The 20,687-nt window shown below is 46.9% G+C and carries 22 protein-coding genes; 14 read left to right on the forward strand and 8 right to left on the reverse strand.

Annotated features, from left to right (window positions below):
* From paaA to paaX, 9 genes are all read left to right on the forward strand, one after another.
* Positions 1-957 carry a 1,2-phenylacetyl-CoA epoxidase subunit PaaA gene (paaA, locus tag AC4E8B_RS11155; RefSeq protein ID WP_490218996.1) on the forward strand — a complete coding sequence of 319 codons (957 nt, stop codon included), beginning with the start codon at positions 1-3 and terminating at the stop codon, positions 955-957.
* A gap of 15 nt (positions 958-972) precedes the next feature.
* Complete coding sequence (paaB, locus tag AC4E8B_RS11160; protein ID WP_490218998.1) at positions 973-1,338, forward strand: 1,2-phenylacetyl-CoA epoxidase subunit PaaB; 366 nt, start codon at positions 973-975, stop codon at positions 1,336-1,338.
* Complete coding sequence (gene paaC, locus AC4E8B_RS11165; RefSeq protein ID WP_490219631.1) at positions 1,316-2,134, forward strand: 1,2-phenylacetyl-CoA epoxidase subunit PaaC; 819 nt, start codon at positions 1,316-1,318, stop codon at positions 2,132-2,134. Before paaB ends, paaC begins: the two co-directional genes overlap by 23 nt.
* Positions 2,135-2,150: 16 nt before the next feature.
* Entirely contained in the window at positions 2,151-2,651 is a 501-nt protein-coding gene (paaD, locus tag AC4E8B_RS11170) for a 1,2-phenylacetyl-CoA epoxidase subunit PaaD (RefSeq protein WP_490219000.1), read from the forward strand.
* Positions 2,652-2,687: 36 nt separating this feature from the next.
* Entirely contained in the window at positions 2,688-2,996 is a 309-nt protein-coding gene (locus tag AC4E8B_RS11175) for an EthD family reductase (protein ID WP_490219633.1), read from the forward strand.
* A 13-nt stretch (positions 2,997-3,009) separates the two neighbouring features.
* Positions 3,010-3,783 (forward strand): enoyl-CoA hydratase/isomerase family protein, encoded by a 774-nt coding sequence (locus AC4E8B_RS11180; RefSeq protein ID WP_490219002.1) that lies wholly within the window; start codon positions 3,010-3,012, stop codon positions 3,781-3,783.
* A gap of 71 nt (positions 3,784-3,854) precedes the next feature.
* Entirely contained in the window at positions 3,855-4,718 is an 864-nt protein-coding gene (locus AC4E8B_RS11185) for a 3-hydroxyacyl-CoA dehydrogenase (RefSeq protein ID WP_490219004.1), read from the forward strand.
* Positions 4,715-5,917: an acetyl-CoA C-acyltransferase gene (locus AC4E8B_RS11190; RefSeq protein WP_490219006.1), complete on the forward strand. Its 1,203-nt coding sequence runs from the start codon at positions 4,715-4,717 to the stop codon at positions 5,915-5,917. The genes AC4E8B_RS11185 and AC4E8B_RS11190 overlap by 4 nt, the downstream gene beginning before the upstream one ends.
* A 127-nt stretch (positions 5,918-6,044) precedes the next feature.
* The gene (gene paaX, locus AC4E8B_RS11195) at positions 6,045-6,920 is read left to right on the forward strand and encodes a phenylacetic acid degradation operon negative regulatory protein PaaX (protein WP_490219007.1); all 876 of its coding nucleotides are present in this window, start codon (positions 6,045-6,047) and stop codon (positions 6,918-6,920) included.
* A 418-nt stretch (positions 6,921-7,338) separates the two neighbouring features.
* Here the strand turns inward: paaX and AC4E8B_RS11200 are convergent, their stop codons facing one another.
* Positions 7,339-8,850: a glycine betaine uptake BCCT transporter gene (locus AC4E8B_RS11200; protein WP_490219009.1), complete on the reverse strand. Its 1,512-nt coding sequence runs from the start codon at positions 8,848-8,850 to the stop codon at positions 7,339-7,341.
* A 781-nt stretch (positions 8,851-9,631) separates the two neighbouring features.
* On the opposite strand from AC4E8B_RS11200, the gene wecB reads away from it, so the two are divergent.
* The 4 genes from wecB to AC4E8B_RS11220 are packed head-to-tail and all read left to right on the forward strand — an operon-like array spanning position 9,632 to position 13,437.
* The gene (gene wecB, locus AC4E8B_RS11205) at positions 9,632-10,729 is read left to right on the forward strand and encodes a non-hydrolyzing UDP-N-acetylglucosamine 2-epimerase (RefSeq protein ID WP_490219011.1); all 1,098 of its coding nucleotides are present in this window, start codon (positions 9,632-9,634) and stop codon (positions 10,727-10,729) included.
* Positions 10,716-11,705 (forward strand): polysaccharide biosynthesis protein, encoded by a 990-nt coding sequence (locus AC4E8B_RS11210; protein ID WP_490219013.1) that lies wholly within the window; start codon positions 10,716-10,718, stop codon positions 11,703-11,705. The genes wecB and AC4E8B_RS11210 overlap by 14 nt, the downstream gene beginning before the upstream one ends.
* A complete protein-coding gene (locus AC4E8B_RS11215; protein WP_490219015.1) occupies positions 11,702-12,529 on the forward strand; it encodes an SDR family oxidoreductase in 828 nt (275 codons plus the stop codon). Before AC4E8B_RS11210 ends, AC4E8B_RS11215 begins: the two co-directional genes overlap by 4 nt.
* Positions 12,526-13,437, forward strand: a complete 912-nt coding sequence (locus AC4E8B_RS11220; RefSeq protein ID WP_490219635.1) for an NAD-dependent epimerase/dehydratase family protein — start codon at positions 12,526-12,528, stop codon at positions 13,435-13,437. The genes AC4E8B_RS11215 and AC4E8B_RS11220 overlap by 4 nt, the downstream gene beginning before the upstream one ends.
* Before the next feature lie 13 nt (positions 13,438-13,450).
* On the opposite strand, the gene AC4E8B_RS11225 is transcribed toward AC4E8B_RS11220, so the two are convergent.
* On the reverse strand, positions 13,451-14,164 hold the full coding sequence (locus tag AC4E8B_RS11225) for a glycosyltransferase family 2 protein (protein WP_490219017.1): 714 nt from the start codon (positions 14,162-14,164) through the stop codon (positions 13,451-13,453).
* Between the two features lie 149 nt (positions 14,165-14,313).
* On the opposite strand from AC4E8B_RS11225, the gene AC4E8B_RS11230 reads away from it, so the two are divergent.
* Positions 14,314-15,543, forward strand: a complete 1,230-nt coding sequence (locus AC4E8B_RS11230) for a glycosyltransferase family 4 protein (RefSeq protein ID WP_490219019.1) — start codon at positions 14,314-14,316, stop codon at positions 15,541-15,543.
* A 47-nt stretch (positions 15,544-15,590) separates the two neighbouring features.
* Here AC4E8B_RS11230 and AC4E8B_RS11235 read toward each other — a convergent pair whose 3' ends face one another.
* The 6 genes from AC4E8B_RS11235 to AC4E8B_RS11260 are packed head-to-tail and all read right to left on the reverse strand — an operon-like array spanning position 15,591 to position 20,533.
* Positions 15,591-16,049 carry a dTDP-4-dehydrorhamnose 3,5-epimerase family protein gene (locus AC4E8B_RS11235; protein WP_490219020.1) on the reverse strand — a complete coding sequence of 153 codons (459 nt, stop codon included), beginning with the start codon at positions 16,047-16,049 and terminating at the stop codon, positions 15,591-15,593.
* A complete protein-coding gene (rfbD, locus tag AC4E8B_RS11240; protein WP_490219022.1) occupies positions 16,039-16,890 on the reverse strand; it encodes a dTDP-4-dehydrorhamnose reductase in 852 nt (283 codons plus the stop codon). The genes AC4E8B_RS11235 and rfbD overlap by 11 nt, the downstream gene beginning before the upstream one ends.
* Positions 16,887-17,843, reverse strand: coding sequence for a dTDP-glucose 4,6-dehydratase (gene rfbB, locus AC4E8B_RS11245; protein ID WP_490219024.1), 957 nt, complete (start codon positions 17,841-17,843; stop codon positions 16,887-16,889). The genes rfbD and rfbB overlap by 4 nt, the downstream gene beginning before the upstream one ends.
* Positions 17,844-17,866: 23 nt before the next feature.
* Positions 17,867-18,733, reverse strand: a complete 867-nt coding sequence (gene rfbA / locus AC4E8B_RS11250; protein ID WP_490219026.1) for a glucose-1-phosphate thymidylyltransferase RfbA — start codon at positions 18,731-18,733, stop codon at positions 17,867-17,869.
* Between the two features lie 43 nt (positions 18,734-18,776).
* Positions 18,777-19,412, reverse strand: coding sequence for an acetyltransferase (locus tag AC4E8B_RS11255; protein ID WP_490219028.1), 636 nt, complete (start codon positions 19,410-19,412; stop codon positions 18,777-18,779).
* Entirely contained in the window at positions 19,409-20,533 is a 1,125-nt protein-coding gene (locus tag AC4E8B_RS11260; RefSeq protein ID WP_490219637.1) for an aminotransferase class I/II-fold pyridoxal phosphate-dependent enzyme, read from the reverse strand. The genes AC4E8B_RS11255 and AC4E8B_RS11260 overlap by 4 nt, the downstream gene beginning before the upstream one ends.
* Positions 20,534-20,687 lie beyond the last annotated feature (154 nt).

The raw sequence follows: 20,687 nt of genomic DNA on the forward strand, positions 1-20,687 counted from the left end.
ATGGCAGGACAGCTGCATTCTTCTTTAACAGAAGAGGAAAAGCTGGAAAACTTTATGCACAGGATTTCTGATGGGGAAAAAATAGAAGCTGATGACTGGATGCCGGATGATTACCGGCTCACACTCATCAAGCTGATCAGCATGCACGGAATAAGCGAAATCATGGGTGCCCTGCCTGAAAAGGAATGGGTCCCTAAAGCGCCGACTCTAAAAAGGAAGCTGGGCATCATGGCCAAGGTCCAGGATGAAATGGGCCACGGACAGCTTTTGCTTCGGGTTGCAGAGGACCTGATGCTGCCGCTCGGCAAAAGCAGGGATGAGATCATGGACGATCTTTTCACAGGAAAGCTCAAATTCCACAATGTCTTCCATATGGAGGCGCCGACATGGGGTGACGCCGGGCTGATAGGCTGGCTTGTGGACGGTGCAGCCATTATCACCCAGACGAATATGCTTGGTTCATCTTATGGACCTTATGCAAGAGCATTAAAACGAATCTGCGCTGAAGAGGTTTTTCATGCCCAGCATGGAGAAGCGATCATCATGGCATTGGCCGAGGGGACAGAAAAACAGAAAGAAATGGTACAGGATGCTGTCAACCGCTGGTGGGAAGCATTATTGATGTTTTTCGGACCAGCAGATGCCCGTGCGACCGGCACTTCCAAGCAGGATATTACCATCAAATATAAAATCAGGACAAAAACAAATGAAGAGCTTCGCCAGGACTTCTTTTCCAAGTATGTCCCAAGGATCCTTTCACTCGGGCTGACAATACCGGATTCAACCATGAACTATAGTGAAGAAACAGGATGGACGTATAAACAGCCTGACTGGAGCCGCTTTAAAGAAATCATCAGCAACAGAGGTCCCAAATCAGCTGAAAGGCTGAATCTGCGCAGGGATGCCTATCAGTCATCCCAATGGGTCAGGGATGCCCTGGGTGCGAAGGCAAATTAAGAAAGGAGGGAGCATGTGCCCGCTTCTGAATTTTACAGTGAATATGAAGTATTCAGCAAAAAAACGGACACCTCACCCATGCAGCATCAGTTTTCGCTGCTGGCTCCAAACGAAGAGCTTGCCCTTGTTTTTGCACAGGAAAATTTCATGAGAAGAGAGCAGGTCGCCGACATCTGGGTCGTCAAGCGTTCCCAAATCCGCAAGATGAATCCGGAGGAGAGGCTTACGCTTCAGCGGCTCGATAATAAAGATTACCGTAATGCGAAAGGTTATGGTTATTTAAAGAAGAAATGGAGGCATTACGAACAGAATATGCTTGATGAAAAAGAAATTCTGTCTTGGGGAGGGAGCGGGAGCAATGACAGGCGAACTGAAGACTGAGCAGCCCGGATATAAGGCTTCAGCGGCTGCCATTGAACTTTTATACCAGCTGGCGGATGACGATTTCATCCTCTCATACCGCGGGTCAGAGTGGCTTGGGCTGGCACCGCATATCGAAGAAGATGTAGCTTTTTCCTCTATAAGCCAGGACACCATGGGGCATGCCGCTATGTTTTATCAGATTCTGGAGGATATGGGGGAGGGGAAATCTGATGATCTGGCCCATTTGAGGAAGGCTGACGAAAGACGGAACAGCATCCTCGCTGAAAGGGCGAATGGGCCAGGCCACTATCTGCAGAATCCGCAGTATGATTGGGCTTTTGCTGTTGTACGTAATTTTCTTTATATGCAGGCAAAAAATGTCAAAATAGAATCGCTGAAAAATTCCTCCTTTCTTCCGCTCCGGACAGCAGCCGTGAAAATAAGCATGGAGCTGCACTATCACCTCCTTCACTGGAAAACCTGGTTCCTGCAGCTGATGCAGGCCGGAGGTGAGGCGAGAAGGCGTATGGTGGAAGCGGCTTCAGGCGCCTATCCTATGATGGGGGATGTGCTTTGCCTTGGCCCGCTGGCAGAAGAAATGCAGGCAGAGGGTCTGATAGACGGTGAAGAGCAGCTATTACAAAACCTGAAAGCAAACCTGGCGCCTGTGTTTGAAGCGTCCGGCACTCTTTTTCCAAGCCATTTTGGGCTCGAGCTTGGAAACGGGAGAGAAGGGCAGCATACAAAAGATTTAACAGAAGCTTTGGCCACACTCTCGGAAGTGTACAGAAGCGACCCGGCAGCCTGCTGGTGAAAAAGGAAGTGCATATATGGATCAAGTCAGAAGCGAGCTGGAGCAATCTATTCTCGGAGCATTAAATCAAGTCAAAGACCCGGAGATCCCGGCTGTCTCGATTATTGAGCTTGGAATGGTCGAAAGAGTGCAGGCGGAGAAAGAAAAGATAGTGATTGAGCTTCTGCCTACCTTTCTTGGCTGTCCTGCCCTGGACATGATTCAACAAAGTGTTGAAAAAGAACTTGGGGCATTAAAGCTTGAACAGCCAGTTGAAGTCCGTTTCATTTATGATCCTCCATGGACTTCTGAGCGGATTTCTGAAAATGGCAAAACACATTTGAAGGAATTCGGCATAGCTCCGGCTCCAGAAAAGCTGGAAGAAACGGGAGAGTGGAAGGTTGATTGCCCTTACTGCGGCTCTCCTTACACCTCTCTTGAGAATATATTCGGGCCGACTGCCTGCAGGAGCCTGCTGTACTGCCGTGCATGCAGAAATCCTTTTGAAGCAATGAAACCGGTATCAAGCCTTTTATAGGCAATAATAAACTTATAGATTGAAAGGATGATAGAAATGGTAAAACTGATCGCTCTTTACAAGCACCCTGAAAATAAAGAGGCATTCGATGAGCATTATTTTCAGACGCATGCCCCCCTCACAGCCAAAATACCGGGGCTTCGGGAAATGAAGATTACCAGAATCACCGGCAGTCCCATGGGTGGAGAAGGCAAGTATTATCTTATGTGCGAAATGTTTTATGACAGTCATGAAGCACTGAAAGCTGCAATGAAAACCGATGAAGGGAAAGCTTCCGGAAAAGATGCGATGTCATTTGCCGGAGACATCATCACACTGATGATCGGCGAAGAAACGAAAGAATAAGGGGGCGTATCCCATGTATCAGACTATCATTTATGAAGCTGAAGGAAAAATCGCCTGGATCAGGCTTAACAGGCCGGAAAAGCTGAATAGCTTTACCGCTGAACTAAACAGTGAAATTGGGCAGGCTTTGCGGGAAGCCGGATCTGACCCTAAGATAAGGGCGATCGTCATAACCGGTGAAGGCAGGGCTTTCTGTTCGGGCGAGGATCTTGGCAGTGTCAGCGAAAATACAGATCATGGAGAGATTCTGCGGAAAAGGTACAATCCTATGGTCATGGAACTGTATCATTGTGAAAAACCTGTCATTGCCGCGGTAAATGGTGTTGCCGCCGGAGCAGGGATGAGCCTGGCGCTCGCCTGCGATTTCCGGCTTGTCTCCGATAAGGCAAGCTTCATTCAGTCATTTATACATGTAGGCCTCATTCCTGATGCAGGCAATATGTTTTTTCTGCCAAGGCTGATTGGCCAGGCAAAAGCCTTGGAGCTTGCCTTGCTGGGAGAAAAAGTAAATGCTGAAGAAGCCTTCAGGCTGGGGCTGGCGACAAAGGTGATTCCCCACGAAAGCTGGGAGGATGGAGTACGGCAGTTTGCTGATAGAGCAGCAGCACTCCCGACTGCTGCTGCAGGTTTGATAAAAAAACAGCTGAAGGATTGCTGGGAAATGAATCTCAATGACTACCTGGAAGAAGATGCAAAAGGACAGCGGATGGCCGGGCTGACGAGAGACCATCAGGAAGGTGTCCAGGCTTTTCTCGAGAAAAGGAAGGCAGCTTTTATAGGCATGTAGCTTTACGCTAAAAATTTAGGCACTCGCTCCTGGGTGCTTTTTCTTTTCAATTCACATACGGGGGGATAAGGATGAAAAAGATAGTGGTCATCGGCTCCGGGGTTATGGGCAGGGGCATTGCTTATGTGAGTGCAGCCAGCGGTTTCCCGACTGTCCTGGTTGACATAAGCGATGCTCAGCTGAAGGATGCTGAAAAAGAAATCTCATCAATCATTCAAAAAGGTGTGCAGAGAGGCAAGCTGACAGAAGGTGAGGTTTCAAGCATCTGGGAGAAGCTGCATTTTTCAGTTAGCCTTGCAGCCAACGCTGCCGAGGCCGATCTCATCATTGAAGCGGTCCCTGAAAGGCTTGAGATTAAGAGGAATATATTCGAAGTGATCGATCAGCATGCATCCGCAGACTGCATTTTTGCTTCAAATACCTCGACAATGAGCCCGACAGAAATCGGCTCTTTTACCGGCAGGCCTGACAGGGTGCTGGCCATGCATTTTTTCAACCCGGTCCATAAAATGCCTCTTGTGGAGATTGTCAAAGGTCTTGAGACGAGCGATGAATCTGTGGAATATATACGGCAGACTGCCGAAGAGATGGGCAAAGAAACCGTCATCATCAATGAGTTCCCCGGGTTTGTTACCAGCCGCATCAGCGCCCTCGTCGGCAATGAAGCTTTCTATATGCTGCAGGAAGGGGTAGGGACTGCTGAGGACATCGATAAAGCAATAAAATTGGGGCTTCATTATCCTATGGGGCCATTTGAACTGGGGGATTTGGTAGGCCTTGATACAAGGCTGAACAATCTGAAATATCTTCATGAGAAGCTTGGTGAAAAATACAGGCCGGCCCCTCTTCTCGAGCAGTACGTTAAAGCCGGCCGTCTTGGAAGGAAGTCCGGCCGCGGCGTATATGAATATGGGGAAAAGGAGCTGAAGCGATGAGGGAAGTCGTCATCATCGATGCTGTCCGCACCCCGATTGGCAGGTATAAAGGGAGCTTGAAATCTGTCCGGCCGGATGATCTTGCAGCCGTGGCCATAAAAGCATTGCTGGCAAGAAATCCCCAGGTCCTGCCTGCAGACATTGAGGAAGTTGTATTGGGAAATGCCAATCAGGCTGGTGAAGATAACCGGAATGTGGCCAGGATGGCAGCCCTTCTGGCAGGGCTGCCGGTCGAAACAGCAGGCACGACGGTTAATCGGCTTTGCGGTTCAGGACTTGATGCGGTCAATCTTGCGGCAAGAGCGATATTGGCTGGTGAAGGAGATATTTTTATCGCAGGGGGGACAGAAAGCATGACAAGAGCTCCCTTTGTCATGGCCAAAGCGGAAAATGAATTTCATAGAGGAAACATGCAGCTTTACGACACAACGATCGGCTGGCGTTTTACAAATCCGGCATTAATGGAGTTGTATGGAGCAGAGTCGATGCCGGAAACTGCCGAAAACGTTGCAAAGAAATTCGGGATATCGAGGGAAAGGCAGGATCTGTTCGCTTTTGAAAGCCAGATGAAGGCGAAAGCAGCGTTAGAGGAGGGAAGGCTGGCAGATGAAATTATCCCCGTTGATTTTATAAACAAAGGTGAGGCAAAAACCTTTTCGATTGATGAGCATCCGCGCCCAAATACTACCTTTGAAAAGCTGACCCAGCTGAAGCCCCTGTTTTCCGGAGGCACAGTAACCGCAGGAAATTCATCCGGCATCAATGATGGCGCATCTGTCCTTTTGCTGATGAGTGCGGAAAAAGCGGCGGAGCTTGGGCTTAGCCCGCTTGCCAAATACACAGCTTCAGCCGTAGCAGGTGTTGAACCTTCTATCATGGGAATCGGCCCTGTGCCGGCTGCAAAAAAAGCGGTTGAACGTGCGGGCATTTCAATTGATGAAATTAGCCTGATTGAGTTGAATGAGGCTTTTGCGGCCCAGTCCATTGCCTGCATAGAGCAGCTTGGCCTTGATCCCAGCCGGGTCAATGTAAATGGAGGCAGCATCGCCTATGGCCATCCTCTGGGTGCAAGCGGGGCAAGGATTTTGACTACCCTTGTTCATGAAATGAAAAGAAGGAATAGCCGTTATGCCATGGCAGCGATGTGCGTTGGTGTCGGCCAGGGGATTGCAGCGATTCTGGAGCGGTGGGAACAATAATCACCCACTGTTTTAAAAATAAGAATTTTCATGTAATATATATGTATTGCAACAATAGAGGCCAGGCCATCCGTCTCCATAGCTTGGGACATCATATGGCAGAGGGAAAGAAAAGGATGAAGAAGCTTTGAATACTAGATCGATGATATTTACATTGTATGGAGATTATATCTCACATTACGGAAGCAAAATCTGGATTGGCAGCCTGATCAGGCTATTAAGTGAATTCGGCCATAATGACCAGTCAGTGAGGGCAGCAATTTCCAGGATGAATAAGCAAGGATGGGTGCAAGCCGAAAAGGCAGGCAATAAGAGTTATTATTCTTTGACCGGGCAGGGGCAGAAAAGGATAGAAGAGGCCGGAAAACGGATCTTCAAGCTTAAGCCGGAAGAATGGGACGGCAAATGGCGCATGCTTATGTATACTATCCCGGAGGAAATCAGATCTGTCAGGGATGAACTGAGAAAAGAGCTGGTCTGGAGCGGATTCGGCTCTTTTTCCAGCAGCTGCTGGATTTCAGCAAACAACCTGGAGAAGCAGGTCGCCGATCTGATTGATAAATATAAAATTGAGGATTATGTTGACTTTTTCATCGCTGAATATGAAGGTCCGCATGAAAACAAAAGGATTGTCGGGAAAAGCTGGGACCTGGACGAAATCAATGGGAAGTACCAGAGCTTCATCACTGAATACAGCGAGAAATATATTATCGCAAAAAGCAGGATCCAGAAAGGGCTTATGACAGATGCAGACTGTTTCGTGGAAAGGACAAAACTGGTCCATGAATACAGGAAGTTCCTGTTTGTCGATCCCGGCCTGCCTGCGGAGCTCCTTCCCGATCAGTGGCTTGGTGCGCATGCTGCCTCCCTGTTCAGCGATTATTATAAAGAGCTGGCAGAACCGTCATCCCGTTTTTTTGAAGCGGTTTTCAAAGACGGCAATGAAATCGGCAGCCGGGAAGATGATTATGACGTTCTGGATCACCCCTATATTCTTGAATGAAAAAGAGACCTTCTGAAAAGGTCTCTTTTTTATCTATTTCGTGAAGAGAGGTTTCTTCAGCTGACAGGGCAGGAATGGTTTTAAAACCAGGAAGTCTTATCCTTATTTGAGTGACCAGCAAGCCTTAAAATAAGCGGAAAATTTCCGGTTAAGCTGCTGAATGTCGCCCGGGTGGATGTGAATAAACGGAAAATTTTCGGTTAAGCGGAGTGAAATTGCCCATTTTCCTGTTTTTTGAACCGATAGCCGGAATTTCTCCGTCTATTTGAGCTATTTTTTACGTTTTTTTAAAATTAGGGGGAATTTCTCCGCTTATTTTTCAGCCTGTCACTGAATTCCCTCAATTAGGTCTTGGAAGGTCCGCTCTTTTCACCTTTAGCCTGCGTTCCTTAATTCTGAGCAAGCGCCATCCGCTTTTCTACTGTTTCCTTCTTTTTATCTGACCGATCCCCAGTTCTTTGGATTCCTTATACAATGCTTTGATAAGGGATATGGTCATGAGGGCCATGATGACCGAGAACGGGAGAGCGGCGACAATCATGGTATTCTGAAGTGCCTGCAGCCCGCCGCTGTATAGGAGTACGAGAGAAATGACGGCAAGCAGGATGCCCCACGTTAGTTTAATTCTGTTGCCGGGCGTATGGGACCCGTTGGTTGTCATCATGCCAAGGACATAGGTGCCGGAGTCAGCGGACGTAATGAAGAATGTACTGACAAGAATGATGGCAATGATGGAAAGAACCATTCCAAGCGGAAAGTTTGAGAAAACAGCGAAAAGGGTTTCCTCAGTTGCTAGTCCCGAAATTGAAATATTCTTCACATGCTCAAGATACATGGCCGAGCCGCCGAACGTTGAAAACCACAGAAATCCGATGACAGTCGGCACGAGAAGGACGCCAAATACAAACTCCCTAATACTGCGTCCCTTGGAGACGCGGGCAATGAATATGCCGACGAAAGGCGACCAGGCAATCCACCATGCCCAATAAAAAATAGTCCATCCATTGATCCACTCACGTGTGCCGGGATCCAAAGGTGCAATCCGGAAGCTCATCTGAAGGATAGACTGCAGATAGGTCCCGATTGTATTGGTGAACAAGTTCAGGATGAAAAGGGTAGGGCCAATGAAAAACATGAGAACGAATAAGACCAAGGCCAGCCCCATGTTGGCATTGCTGAGAATCTTGATGCCTTTTCCAAGTCCCGACCAGGCGGAGATCATGAAAAGTACTGTCACGATGGATATGATGATCAGCTGCACAACGAAATTGGAAGGGATGCCAAAAAGGAAGGACAAGCCTCCGTTTATCTGGACAGCTCCAAAGCCAAGGGTGGTGGCTACACCAATCACGGTAGCAAGGACAGCGACAACATCGATGACCTTGCCCAGCGGGCCTTTAACGGCATCGCCGAAAATGGGCTTCAGGGTTGCGCTGATCAGTCCGGGTTCGCCATGCCTGAAATTAAAATAGGCAAGTACAAGTGCGACAATCCCATAAATAGCCCAGGCGTGGATTCCCCAATGGAAGTAGGTAAACCTCATAGAATCTTTCAGTGCTTCTGCAGTGCCGGTTTCTCCGGTTGGCGAGCTGACTGCATAATGGGAAAGAGGTTCGGCCGCTCCCCAGAAGACCAATCCTATCCCCATCCCTGCGCTGAACAGCATAGCAAGCCAGGTAACCCTTGAAAACTCAGGCTTGTCCTCAGGTTTCCCGAGCTTCAGCCTTCCGATCGGGCTGATCAGGAAGTAGAGGCAGACAATGACCAGAAGTGTTACCAAAATGAGATAATACCATCCGAAAGCGTTGCTGATGAAGTCCTGGAGTCCGGCAGTCACATTTTCAAGCTGATTTGGTGCAAAGATTCCAACAAGTACAAGTACTAGTAATAAGAGTACGGATATGTAGAATACCGCGAGTTTTTGCTTCAAGATGTTTTCTCCCTTCTTTCTGCGATTGAACAGCCAACCTCAACATTTATCCTATGTATATTGTTTTCCATTACAGCCGTATGTATGTAATAAATAGAGGACGATGTCAAGGTTGGAAGCTTTGTAATGTAGTATCTGGATCAGAATGGCTCCAGTACTCAACGATGTCAACACCATTTTTCCATACCCTCCATTAACATAGCCGAAACTTCGGGGAGGCTATGTTAATGGAGGAGGAAACTGACCGGCGGTCCCATCTGAGAAGATTCCCGGGAAAATTCTGAAACATGGCATTTTTGGAGAAGGATGCAGCTGCACTGAAAAGAGGGCTAACGTATGATCATTGCGGGAGATAGCAGGATCATTCATTTCTAAGGGTAGGATTCCGCTGGCAATTCAGCGAGAAAAGGTTGAGAAACTGGCCATTTCAGCTGGCAGCCATTCTTTTTAGAAGCTACGCAAAGAGCAGCAGCAGAAAAGGGCATCCCCCATACTCTTTGAAATCCTTAAGCAGTAGAAAGCCAATTTGTAAATTGAAGAAACCTGATTAACCGATCTTCTTAAATGAAACAGGGTGCTCTCAGCCCTGTTTTTTCTTTTTTTAAGACAGTATGGGAGAGTGTCCGGTGTATTCATGCCTATTCAGGAGCGCCCCGAAGGAGATTGCTATAAGATGCGTTGAAATTGGTAGAGATGCCTAGAACCAACAAATTATACAAGCATAAGTTGATAACTAGATAACTGTGTTTTTCGGGAATGCAGGCCAGGGAGTGGAAAAACGATGAAAGTAATGACCATCTTGGGTACAAGACCTGAGATCATTCGCTTAAGCCTTATCATTAAAAAATTGGATCAGTTATGCAGCAGGCATATTCTTGTGCATACCGGCCAGAACTTTACAGGAAATCTGAGTGACGTATTTTTTAAGGAATTGAAGGTAAGAAAGCCCGACTATACCCTGTTGAACAAACAGCATACACTCGGGGAACAGCTGTCCGCCATATTTTTAGGACTGGAAAGGATCATTCTTGATGAGAGTCCTGATCGTGTTCTTGTGCTGGGAGATACGAACAGCGGCCTTGGCGCCATAATAGCGGAAAGGATGGGAATCCCTGTCATTCATATGGAAGCCGGCAACCGCTGTTTTGATCTCGAAGTCCCTGAGGAAAAAAACCGCAAAGTGATTGATGCAATCTCAACCTACAATCTCCCCTATACTCCTCAAAGCAGAGAAAACTTGTTGAGGGAAGGAATCCCTTCCAATAGGATCATCGTTTCAGGAAATCCAATCTACGAGGTGCTCGAACAGTATAAAAGTCAAATTGAACACAGCCAAATACTGGAGGAACTAAAGCTTGAACCAGATGGCTATTTTCTGGCTACCTTGCACCGGGCAGAAAATGTCGACCGGGCAGACAGGCTTACGGAAATCATGACGGGCCTAAACCTGGTGGCTGAGACATTCAAACTCCGGATCATCTGCAGCATCCACCCGAGAACGAGGTCGAAACTGTCTCATATCTCTTCCCTCAAGATGCATCCACTTGTGGAATTTCATGAGCCATTCGGCTTCTTCGATTTTGTGAAATTAGAAAAGAATGCTTTTGGCGCACTTACTGACAGCGGTACCGTCCAGGAAGAATGCTGTCTGTTTCATGTGCCAGCAGTAACCATCAGAAAAACAACTGAACGGCCAGAAACGATTGAATGTGGAAGCAATATGGTTTCGGGCCTGCAAGCAGAAAGCATCCTGAGATGCGTGGAGGTCATGGCGGCTTCAGACAGAAAATGGTGCTTTCCTGTGGGATATGCACAGTCTGGTGTAGCCGACAAAGTCATAAAAGTTCTATTAGGAGGAATGGAAAATGTTCAAGGATAAAACGATTCTGGTAACGGGAGGCACAGGCTCATGGGGATATGAGCTTGTAAAGCAGCTCTTGGAAGGTAATCCAAGAGAAATCAGGATTTTTTCGAGAAATGAATCAAACCAATTTACAATGAAGCAGGATTTTGATAGTAATCCTCTTCTGCATTTTGTGATTGGTGACATTAAAGAAAAAAATGAACTGACAGAGGCGTGCTTCGGGGTGGATTATGTTTTTCATCTGGCGGCCCTAAAGCATGTGCCTGTTTGTGAGGTTCAGCCGCTTGAAGCGCTGAAAACCAATGTACATGGTACCCAAAATGTTATTGACGCGGCAATAGCCAATAATGTGGAAAGCGTCATCTATATCTCAACCGACAAGGCTTCCAATCCGTCGAATTTTTATGGTCTTTCAAAAGCTATGGGAGAACGGCTGATCATCCATGCAAATACGTTAAATTCCGGTACGAAATTTGTCTGTATCCGCGGCGGAAATGTACTGGGAACCAACGGCAGCGTCATCCATGTCTTCAAAAAGCAAATCACCGCAAAAGGGAAGATTGGGATAACAGATAAGGAGATGACGCGATTTTTTCTTACGCTTGAGGATGCCATCAAACTCGTATTTAAAGCGACAGCAGAAAGTGCAGGAGGAGAAATCTTTGTTATGAAGATGCCTGCTTGCAAAATCCTCGATCTGGCTTATGTCCTTGCCGAGGATGCCGGAAAGGAAGATATAGAAATTGAGGTGCTTGGTACAAGGCCGGGAGAAAAAATTCATGAGCTGCTTCTTTCCGAATATGAAGCAGGCACAACCGTCATCTATGATGAAGAATACTTTGTTATCCTTCCGCCAATCTTTATTCCGGGTCTGAAAGAGATTTATTCTGCCTATACCCCTGCTGAAATGGAGAACTATAATTCAAGCAAAGGGCTAATGAGCCGCTGTGAAATTAAAGCGATGCTGAAGAAGGGCGGGTTTATTCAGTGAAAATACTCATCCTTGGCGGAAGAGGTATGGCTGGCCATATGATGGCTGCCTACCTGGGGGAATTTCCTGAATACCAGGTTTATTTTACGACAAGGGACCCATCTGATAAGGAAGGCATTTATCTGGATGCTGCCGATTCGATTATGCTGGAAAAAGTCATGGACCAGATCAAGCCGGATTTTGTCATTAACTGCATTGGCATATTGAATAGCCAGGCTGCGGGAAATCAGAAACTGGCTTTTCTGCTGAACAGTCTTTTGCCTCACCAACTTGCCAGGCTTGCTGAAAGGTATGGGGGGAGGCTTGTACACATCAGCACAGACTGTGTGTTTTCGGGAGAACAAGGAAGCTACAAGGAAAATGATTTCCCGAACGGCAAGTCGGTGTATGCTCAATCCAAGCAGCTTGGGGAGATCGTGGACAACAGGCACCTGACAATCAGGACTTCCATCATTGGCCCGGAATTGAAGGAAGATGGGATCGGACTGTTTCTATGGTTCATGAAACAACAGGGCAGGATTAAAGGATTTACAAATGCATTTTGGAATGGTGTCACAACCCTTGAGTTGGCCAAGGCTGTCCAGTGGTCGATTACAAATGGAAAGGCTGGTCTCTGCCACCTGGGTGGAAAACAGAAAATTTCAAAGCACGACCTTCTGATTTTGATTCAAAAGATATTTAAGAAGCCTGATGTTGAAATTATTCCAGACAGCGAATTTGTCCTGGACAGGACCATCGTTAACACAAGGACTGATTTTGATTATCATGTGCCCAGCTATGAAGAGATGCTTTTGGAGCTGAGAGATTGGATGGAAAGACATTGACCGGCAGTAAAAGGATTCTCATAACTGGAGCTTCAGGTTTCACAGGGAGACACGCCTGTATCTATTTCAGGAAGAGGGGCTACTTTGTGGCGGCAGCGTTGAACAGGAGCGATCTGCCAGACAAAGAAGCTGACCTTACAGTAGTCTGCAATCTTCTCGATAAAAGCGCATTGGATAGGCTGGTTTCACAGGCCGATCCCGACTATGTCCTCCACCTGGCCGCTCAAAACCATGTCGGCCAGTCATGGGTGGATCCGGCTGCGTCTTTTGAAGTGAATGTCGTTTCGACGCTTTATTTACTGGAGGCACTGCGGAAGGCAAAGCCGAAGGCTAGAGTTCTTGTTACAGGATCAGCATTGGAGAGCACATCAGCGGATCCCGCTGATCAGCTCCATCCATACAGCCTGACCAAGTCGATTCAGACAGTTATTGCGCGTGCATGGGAATCCCTCTTCCAAATGGATGTGATGATCGCAAAGCCTTCCAATCTGATTGGACCGGGTAATTCTAACGGGGTATGTTCATTGTTTGCAAGGAGTATTGCGGGGATGGAGGCAGGCTCAACGGAAAAAGTGCTTTCTGTCAACAGCCTTCTTTCAAGCCGTGACTTTCTGGATGTGAGGGATGCCGTACGTGCTTATGGCATCCTTTTCGAAAGAGGGGAGCGGGGAGGAATCTATGATGTATCGTCCGGGGACTCGCTGACATTGGGGGATGTCATTGGCTATCTAAAAGCCGCCGCTAATATTGACTTTGCGGTTTCAGCAAAATCATCTGAACCTGATTCCGAAAAATACCTTTTGGATTCGCGAAAACTGTATAAGCTGGGCTGGGTGCCTCTAATCAGCAGGGAGCAAACCTTTGAGGATCTATTAAACTACCAGCGGGATATCATACAAAGCAGTTAAAATCGTCTGTCAGCTAGGTGTTTTTATTCAGTCTGCTAAAAAGGAAAGGGTCATATTTTTTTCTCACTTGTGCAAACTCTTCCAACAGTTCATGAAGATGCTTTGCTGACCCCATGTTTTCATGATACCTGTTAAGGACCAGCGGTACATTCAAGCAATGGATGTATTCATGCTGAAGGACGCGGAGCCACATATCATAATCTTGGGTATACAAAAGGTCTTCATTGAATAATCCCGTTTTTTGAAAAAGCCCGGACTTCATGATGACCGTGCAGCCATTAATATGATTGGAGGTTCTCAAATAGGAATAAAACTGATGTCTGTCGCTTATGCATTTTCCGCTATTATGCTGAGTGATGACTGACTCCTCATTGATGACATGAAAGTTGGTATGGGAGACGCTTGCCTTGATTTTTTGCATAAAAGCCATTTGGAGTTCGGTCTTTCTGGGATGAAATAGATCGTCGGAGCTCAGCCAGGAAAAATATTCACCTGTCGCATGATGGATAGCCATGTTCAGGGCACTGGCTGTTCCGCCGTTTTCTTTTTCCAGATAGACTATCCGGTCCAGGAAAGGAGCTATTTTCTCAGTATGCCTGTCTGATCCGTCATTGACCACGAGGATTTCCTTATTTTCGTAGGTTTGGTTGACAGCACTTGTAATAGACTGGGCAATATATCCGCAATTATAAAAAGGGATGACAATTGTTACCTTAGGCTGTGCCACTGTACCTGCCTCCTAATTAAATTATCTGAGTTTTCTATGTATACTCCAGTTCATCAAAAGGTATGCGCCTTTTGGTTTAGTGATTGGTCAGGTGCAAAGAGAAAGGATGAGCAAATGATGAGAGTGAATACTGCCGGAAGGGATTTTTTATGAAGATTCTGATGACATCCTATTACCCTCTTCCCTTTCCGGGAGGGATATGGACCTTTGTTTCAATGCTTAAAGGGCGCCTTGAGGCCAAGGGGCATAGCGTCACCATTCTGAGCCTCAATCAGGAAACATTAAACTACCGGATACTTGGCCGTCCTGAAGAACTGACACATAAAAATGTTTCAGCTGCTATTACCAGTAAAGTGCAAAAAGCTTATCCCGGACATAGTCCTTATGGCTTTATTTTCCAGACGGAGGTATCCCGGAGCTTTTTAGAGTTGGCCGCCCTTCGTTACGGGTTGACGGACTATGACGTGATTTATGCACAGGATGCCATGTCAGCCGGTGTTATTGGCAGGATCAAGCCACGGGGTGTACCGCTTGTTATGAGTGCCCATGGTTACTTATCGGGCGAGATTTTTCACTATTTAAAAAGCCTGCGGCCCGGTGGTTCCGATCAGGAAATCCTTCAGACTGAGGAGTACAACTTTTTTCATAACCTGGAAAGGCTTGGATACAATTCAAGTGACCTGATCCACTCGCAATCTCAGTGGATGAGTGGACTTATGATTAACGCTGCACAGGTTCCTCCTGAGAAAGTGATGTTATTTCCATATGGAATGGACACGCAAAATTTCATCAACTCGCTGCAGAGCAATGGAAAGCTGGGCACCAATGGAAAGAAAATCATTTTGTTTACGGGCAGGCTCGTTCCTTTAAAAGGGGTGCATTCTCTCATTCTTGCGCTTGGAAGGCTTTATCAGGAAAGACAGGACTGGGAGTGCTGGATATTGGGGGATGGCGGTATAAAGGCTGAATTAGAACAGGAATGCAGCAGACTCGGAATTGCTCATTCGGTCAAATTCTTTGGTACGGTGGGGAATGTCATTACTTACCTGAACAGTGCAGATATCTTTGTCCTTCCAGGATTACAGGACACCCAGCCGCATTCCGTGATGGAAGCACAGCTGGCCGGGCTGCCTGTCATTGTCAGTGATGCAGCTGGCCTGCCGGAGATGGTTCAGCACGACGTGAATGGGCTGATTTTCCCTGCCAATAACATTGAAGCACTGCTTCTTCAGATCCGAATCCTTCTTGGTAATGATCAAAAAAGGATTGAGATGGGACAAAGCTCTCTGGAGTGGGCAAAAACGAAATGGAGTTATGACGTATTGGTTGGAAATATTCTTTCATTATTCAAGAAGGCAATTGCCATGAAGCGTTCATAAAAATGAAAAAGGCTGGCCTTAAGCTTACTCAAAGGCCAGTCTTTTATTTATCTGTTCTCTGTCTCCCAGTTAAAACCGATAGAGGTATCGTTCCAGGGAATCCTTTTTTCATCAGGTGCTGCCGGGTTATAGGATTTTGTCGTGCAGTAGACTACCGTAGCCGGGATATTGCCGAGCACTCTGTAGCCGTGGGCAACTCCTTTGGGAATTAGAATGATCATAGGATTATTCTCTCCCATATAATAAACATTGGTTTCGCTGTAGGAGTTTGAATGCTCCCTTAGATCGTGCAGGACAACCTGGGCATTGCCGGACGGAAAAAACCAGAGGTCATCCTGTTCTTCATGATAATGGAAGGCTTTGATTACACCAGGATAGGAGGTGGACCAGGAAAGCTGTCCGAAATTGGACAAAAGGTTTTCATCATCGCGTACCACTTCCGAAAAAAAACCTCTGTCATCACAGTGCTTGACAAGCTTCTTCGTTACGACACCCTCAATTTGCATTACCTTCAGCCTCCTGTTCCAAATAGTCATTTAACGCTTCTTTCCAATCCCTCATATAAACGCCACAGTCATTTAATTTCTTATTGCCCAAGACAGAATAGGCCGGCCTGTTAGCAGGAAGACCGTAATCATTTGTGGATATCGGGACGATTTCTGCGCTGCTTTCTAAAAAGACAGCGATCTCCTTTGCGAATTCATACCAGCTGCAGCTTCCTGTATTGGAAACATGATAAATGCCGGGCGGTTTCTGGAGAAGATGATATACAGCCTCCGCCAGATCTTTTGTGTAAGTTGGTGAACCGATTTGGTCTTTAACGACCTCGAGCTTGCTTTTAGTCTGCGAGAGTCGCCCAATTGTATTGACAAAGTTCTTGCCGCCATGGCCATACAGCCAAGAAGTCCTGATCACCAAGGAGTCAGAGTGTGCTGCGAGCGCCAGGGTTTCCCCGGCCCACTTGCTTTCTCCATATACATTCAAAGGGGAAGGGGAATCCTGCTCCTCCCACGGAGAGGATTTATTCCCTGAAAAGACGTAATCAGTGCTGATATGGATAAATCTGGACCGCGCCTTTCTGGCCTCATGGGCCAGATAAAACGGAGCGATCCCATTGGTGAGAAAAGCTCTGTCCCGTTCAGTCTCACAGTGATCCACTGCCGTAAAGGCTGCGGTATTTATTAGTACATCCGGCTGCAATTGCTGTATTCTTTTGGCTGCCAGATCCTTATTCGTAATATCCCATTCCTCTCTTGTAAAGGGAAACACTGTACAGCCGTACCTGGAAAGAGTAGACGCAAGCTCTCTGCCTAATTGTCCGCCGGCTCCTGTGACCACGATCTTCATTCTCCAGGTCCTTTTAGCCTGCTCTTATACCAATGAACGGTTTTCTCAAGGGCCTTCTCAAAAGCTGCTTCCTGCTTCCAGCCCAGCTCGGTCTGAAGCTTGGTGGAGTCGATCGCATACCTGCGGTCATGTCCTTTTCGGTCCTCTACATATTCAATCAGGGTCTCAGGCTTTCCAAGCAGCTTTAGAATTTGCCTTACAACCTCTATGTTTGTCTTCTCATTGCCCCCGCCGATATTATAGACATCCCCAAGCCTTCCTTTTTCCATAATCATCCAAATGGCCCTGCAATGATCTTCAACATACAGCCAGTCCCGGATCTGCAGACCGTCTCCATAAACAGGTATTTTTTCATCATTTTGCGCTTTTTGTATAACGGTGGGAATGAATTTCTCGCTATGCTGGTATGGTCCGTAATTATTGCTGCATCTGGTTATGATGAGAGGCAGTTGAAACGTTTCACGGAAGGATCGCACCAGAAGATCTGAGCTTGCCTTTGTAGCTGAGTAAGGATTGTTTGGTGAAAGGGGGGAAAGCTCTGTGAATGCCGGCTGGCCGGCATCAAGGGTCCCGTACACCTCGTCAGTCGATATATGGACCAATTTTCCTGCGCTTCCCTTAAGCATCCGCAGCAGCAGCTGGTAAGTGCCGCTGATGTTTGTCTCAATGAACTTGTCAGCACTATGGATGCTGTTATCGACATGGGATTCGGCTGCAAAGTGAATGATAGCTTCATAGTTACGGTCAAAGGCAGCCTCCAGCTCCTGCCCATCGGAAATGTTGCCTTTTATGAAGCGAAAGCGGGGGTGGAATGATAGTTTTTTCATTTCAGCCGGATGGCTTGCATAGGTGAGAGCATCAACGACTGTCACCTTTACGTAAGGATCTTTCAGAGCGAGGTGGATAAAATTTAATCCGATGAATCCTGCAGCTCCTGTTACTAGAAGTTCCATGTGTATCTCCTTTCTGAATCCACTCAATTATTGGCAAGCCTTTCTAGATATTGCCCGTAGTCATTCTTATTTAACGGCTTTGCCAGCTCCAGAAGCTGTCCTGCTGTAATAAAGCCTTTCCGGTAGGCTATTTCTTCAATGCAGGAAATACGGATATTCTGCCTGCTCTGAATGGTTTCAATGAAGGACGAGGCCTCCATAAGCGATTTATGTGTGCCGGTGTCCAGCCAGCTGAATCCGCGTCCAAGCAGCTCGGCCCTCAGTGTACCCTGCTGTAGGTAAAGCTCATTAACAGAGGTGATTTCATATTCTCCTCTGGCCGACTTTTTAATTCTCTTTGCGAAGTCGACCACCTGGTTGTCGTAAAAATATAGGCCGGTCACCGCAAATTGCGATTTTGGCTTCAACGGCTTTTCCTCGAGCGAAATGACATTCTGCTCTTCATCGAATTCAACAACGCCGAATCTCTCGGGATCCTTTACCTGATAGCCAAAAATGGTGGCGCCTTTATTGCTACTCACAGCATGTTCAAGAATTTTAGTGAAATTGTGGCCGTAAAAAATATTATCTCCAAGGATTAAGGAAACAGAGTCCTTCCCAATGAAATCCTCGCCTAGGACAAAGGCCTGGGCAATGCCTTCCGGTTCCGCTTGAATGATATAGCTCAGGCTGATGCCGAGCTGGGACCCATCTCCAAGAAGGCTCTTGAACCGGGGGATATCCTCCTTGGTCGAAATGATTAATATCTCTTTTATTCCCGCCAGCATCAATACAGAGAGCGGGTAATAGATTAATGGTTTATCATATACCGGAAGCAGCTGTTTTGAAACTGCTTTGGTAAGTGGGTACAGGCGGGTGCCATGGCCGCCAGCCAGTATTATGCCTTTCAAGCTGTTCACATCCTTAAGTAGGGTGCAGGCATCCTCAAAATAATCACTCTATTCTTTTTTTAAAGACTGCGGGGACTCCTGCAAATAAAGTCTTTTCCGCAACATCGCTTTTTACGAAGGCTCCGCCACCGATAACAGACCAGGATCCGATGGTCACTTTTTCTCTGATAGAGGAGCCGATGCCTACATAGGCGCCTTTTTGGATTGTCACATTCCCGGCGATGTTTACTCCGGGCCCTATGGTCGCAAATTCTTCTATCCTATTATCATGACTGATATTCGTTCCACGGTTAATGATGACAAAATCACCTATATGGACATTAGTAGTCATAATGCTTCCTTCACATATGACAGAACCAATGCCAATCGAATTTCTACTAGATACATAGACACCAGGATGTATCAAGGAATGGGCTAACACAAAGCCGGCATTTTTCGTCACTTCTGAGAATTTCTTTTTTAGAGCGGGATCACCCACACTGGCGCATACAATCTCCACTTTTTCTTTTAAATGGTGTATATCCTGCAAGTTTCCCAGAACCTCAATATCATCTACAAACCGGCCTTTCATTTCTGGCCTTTCATCCAGGAATCCTGCTACATCTATGCCGAGTTGCCCGCAGAGGTGGAGCACTTCTCTGGCATGCCCGCCGCATCCCCATAAAATCAGCTTTTTCATGGGCTGATGCCTTTTGCAAGAGTGGTAACGATTTGGATGACATTCGCTTTTTTCATCCCCTCCCAGAGTGGGAGGCTCAAGATCCTTTCGGACAGGCTGTCGGTTACCGGCATATCTGAATGTCTGCAGGGGGAGAAAAGCTTCTGCTGGTGACAAGCAGGGGAAAAATAGCAACGTGCTTCTATCCCGTTTTTTGCCAAAAGCTTGACATACTCTCCATTGTTTTCATTTTCCGGGCAAAGGGCCGGCATGAATTGATGGGATATAGTGCCTTCTGTTTTTTGCAGCTTCCAGCTCCTATTTAGGGAGGGGCAGGTTTGGAATGCTTCTTTATACCATTCATAAATTTGCTGCCTCTCCTGCACTTTTTCCGGATAGGCGTCCAATGTTGCCAATGCGATCGCTGCCCCGTATTCTGACAGTTTGCTGTTCAATCCCATTTGAACGGTTTCCCGGTTTGATGAGAAGCCGAAATTACCTGCCTGTTTAAGCTCCTTGATCATGCTGCTGTCCCCGCTGTACAGCAGGCCGCCTTCTCCAATGCCAAATGACTTGGTCGCATGAAAGCTATACACGCTTATACCGGGAAACCCTTTTGAGAAAGCTCCTTCCCTGCCGGCTGAACCAAAACAAGGGGCGGCATCCACCACGACAGGAACGCCGGATTCATGGAGCTTTCTGTAATAATTTAAATCCAGATTAGTGCCGAATGTGGCATAAGGGACCACGACGGCTGTTTCTTCCCCAAGAATGTCCAGCGCATCAGCCAGCAATGTCTCATCCATACACCAGCTGTCTTCGTCCACATCAACGAAATAAGGCTCAAGCCCGCACCACATCGCGGCCAGAGGGGTTGCAGAAAAGGTGAAACTCGGCATGATCGCATACCGGCCTGCTTTAAGCATGCTCCCCCTGATTGCCAGCATCAGTCCGATCGTGGCATTGTTCACTGTTAGCGCTCCGCCTTTTCCTTCAAAATATTCTGCCAGCACCGTGTCCTCGAACCTGGAGTTTAATGGTCCATAGTTGCTGTACTTTCTGGTCATTTCTATTTGACTGAAATAATGAGAGAAGCTTTCCTGTTTAACAAGGTTTGGCTGTAAAAACGGAATGTTTTTCATATTAGTCTTTACCATCTCCGTTTGCGTGATATGTGAAAGAGGGCTATCCGCTGTTTAGCAAGATAAATTTCTCCCCTGTTTTTAGCTGTTGCAAAAACTCCCAGCCCTATAGATGAATGCCCTCCTAATTGATCAGCTCCCTGTAAGAAGCATG

The organism is Bacillus sp. SRL543, from assembly GCF_984799205.1.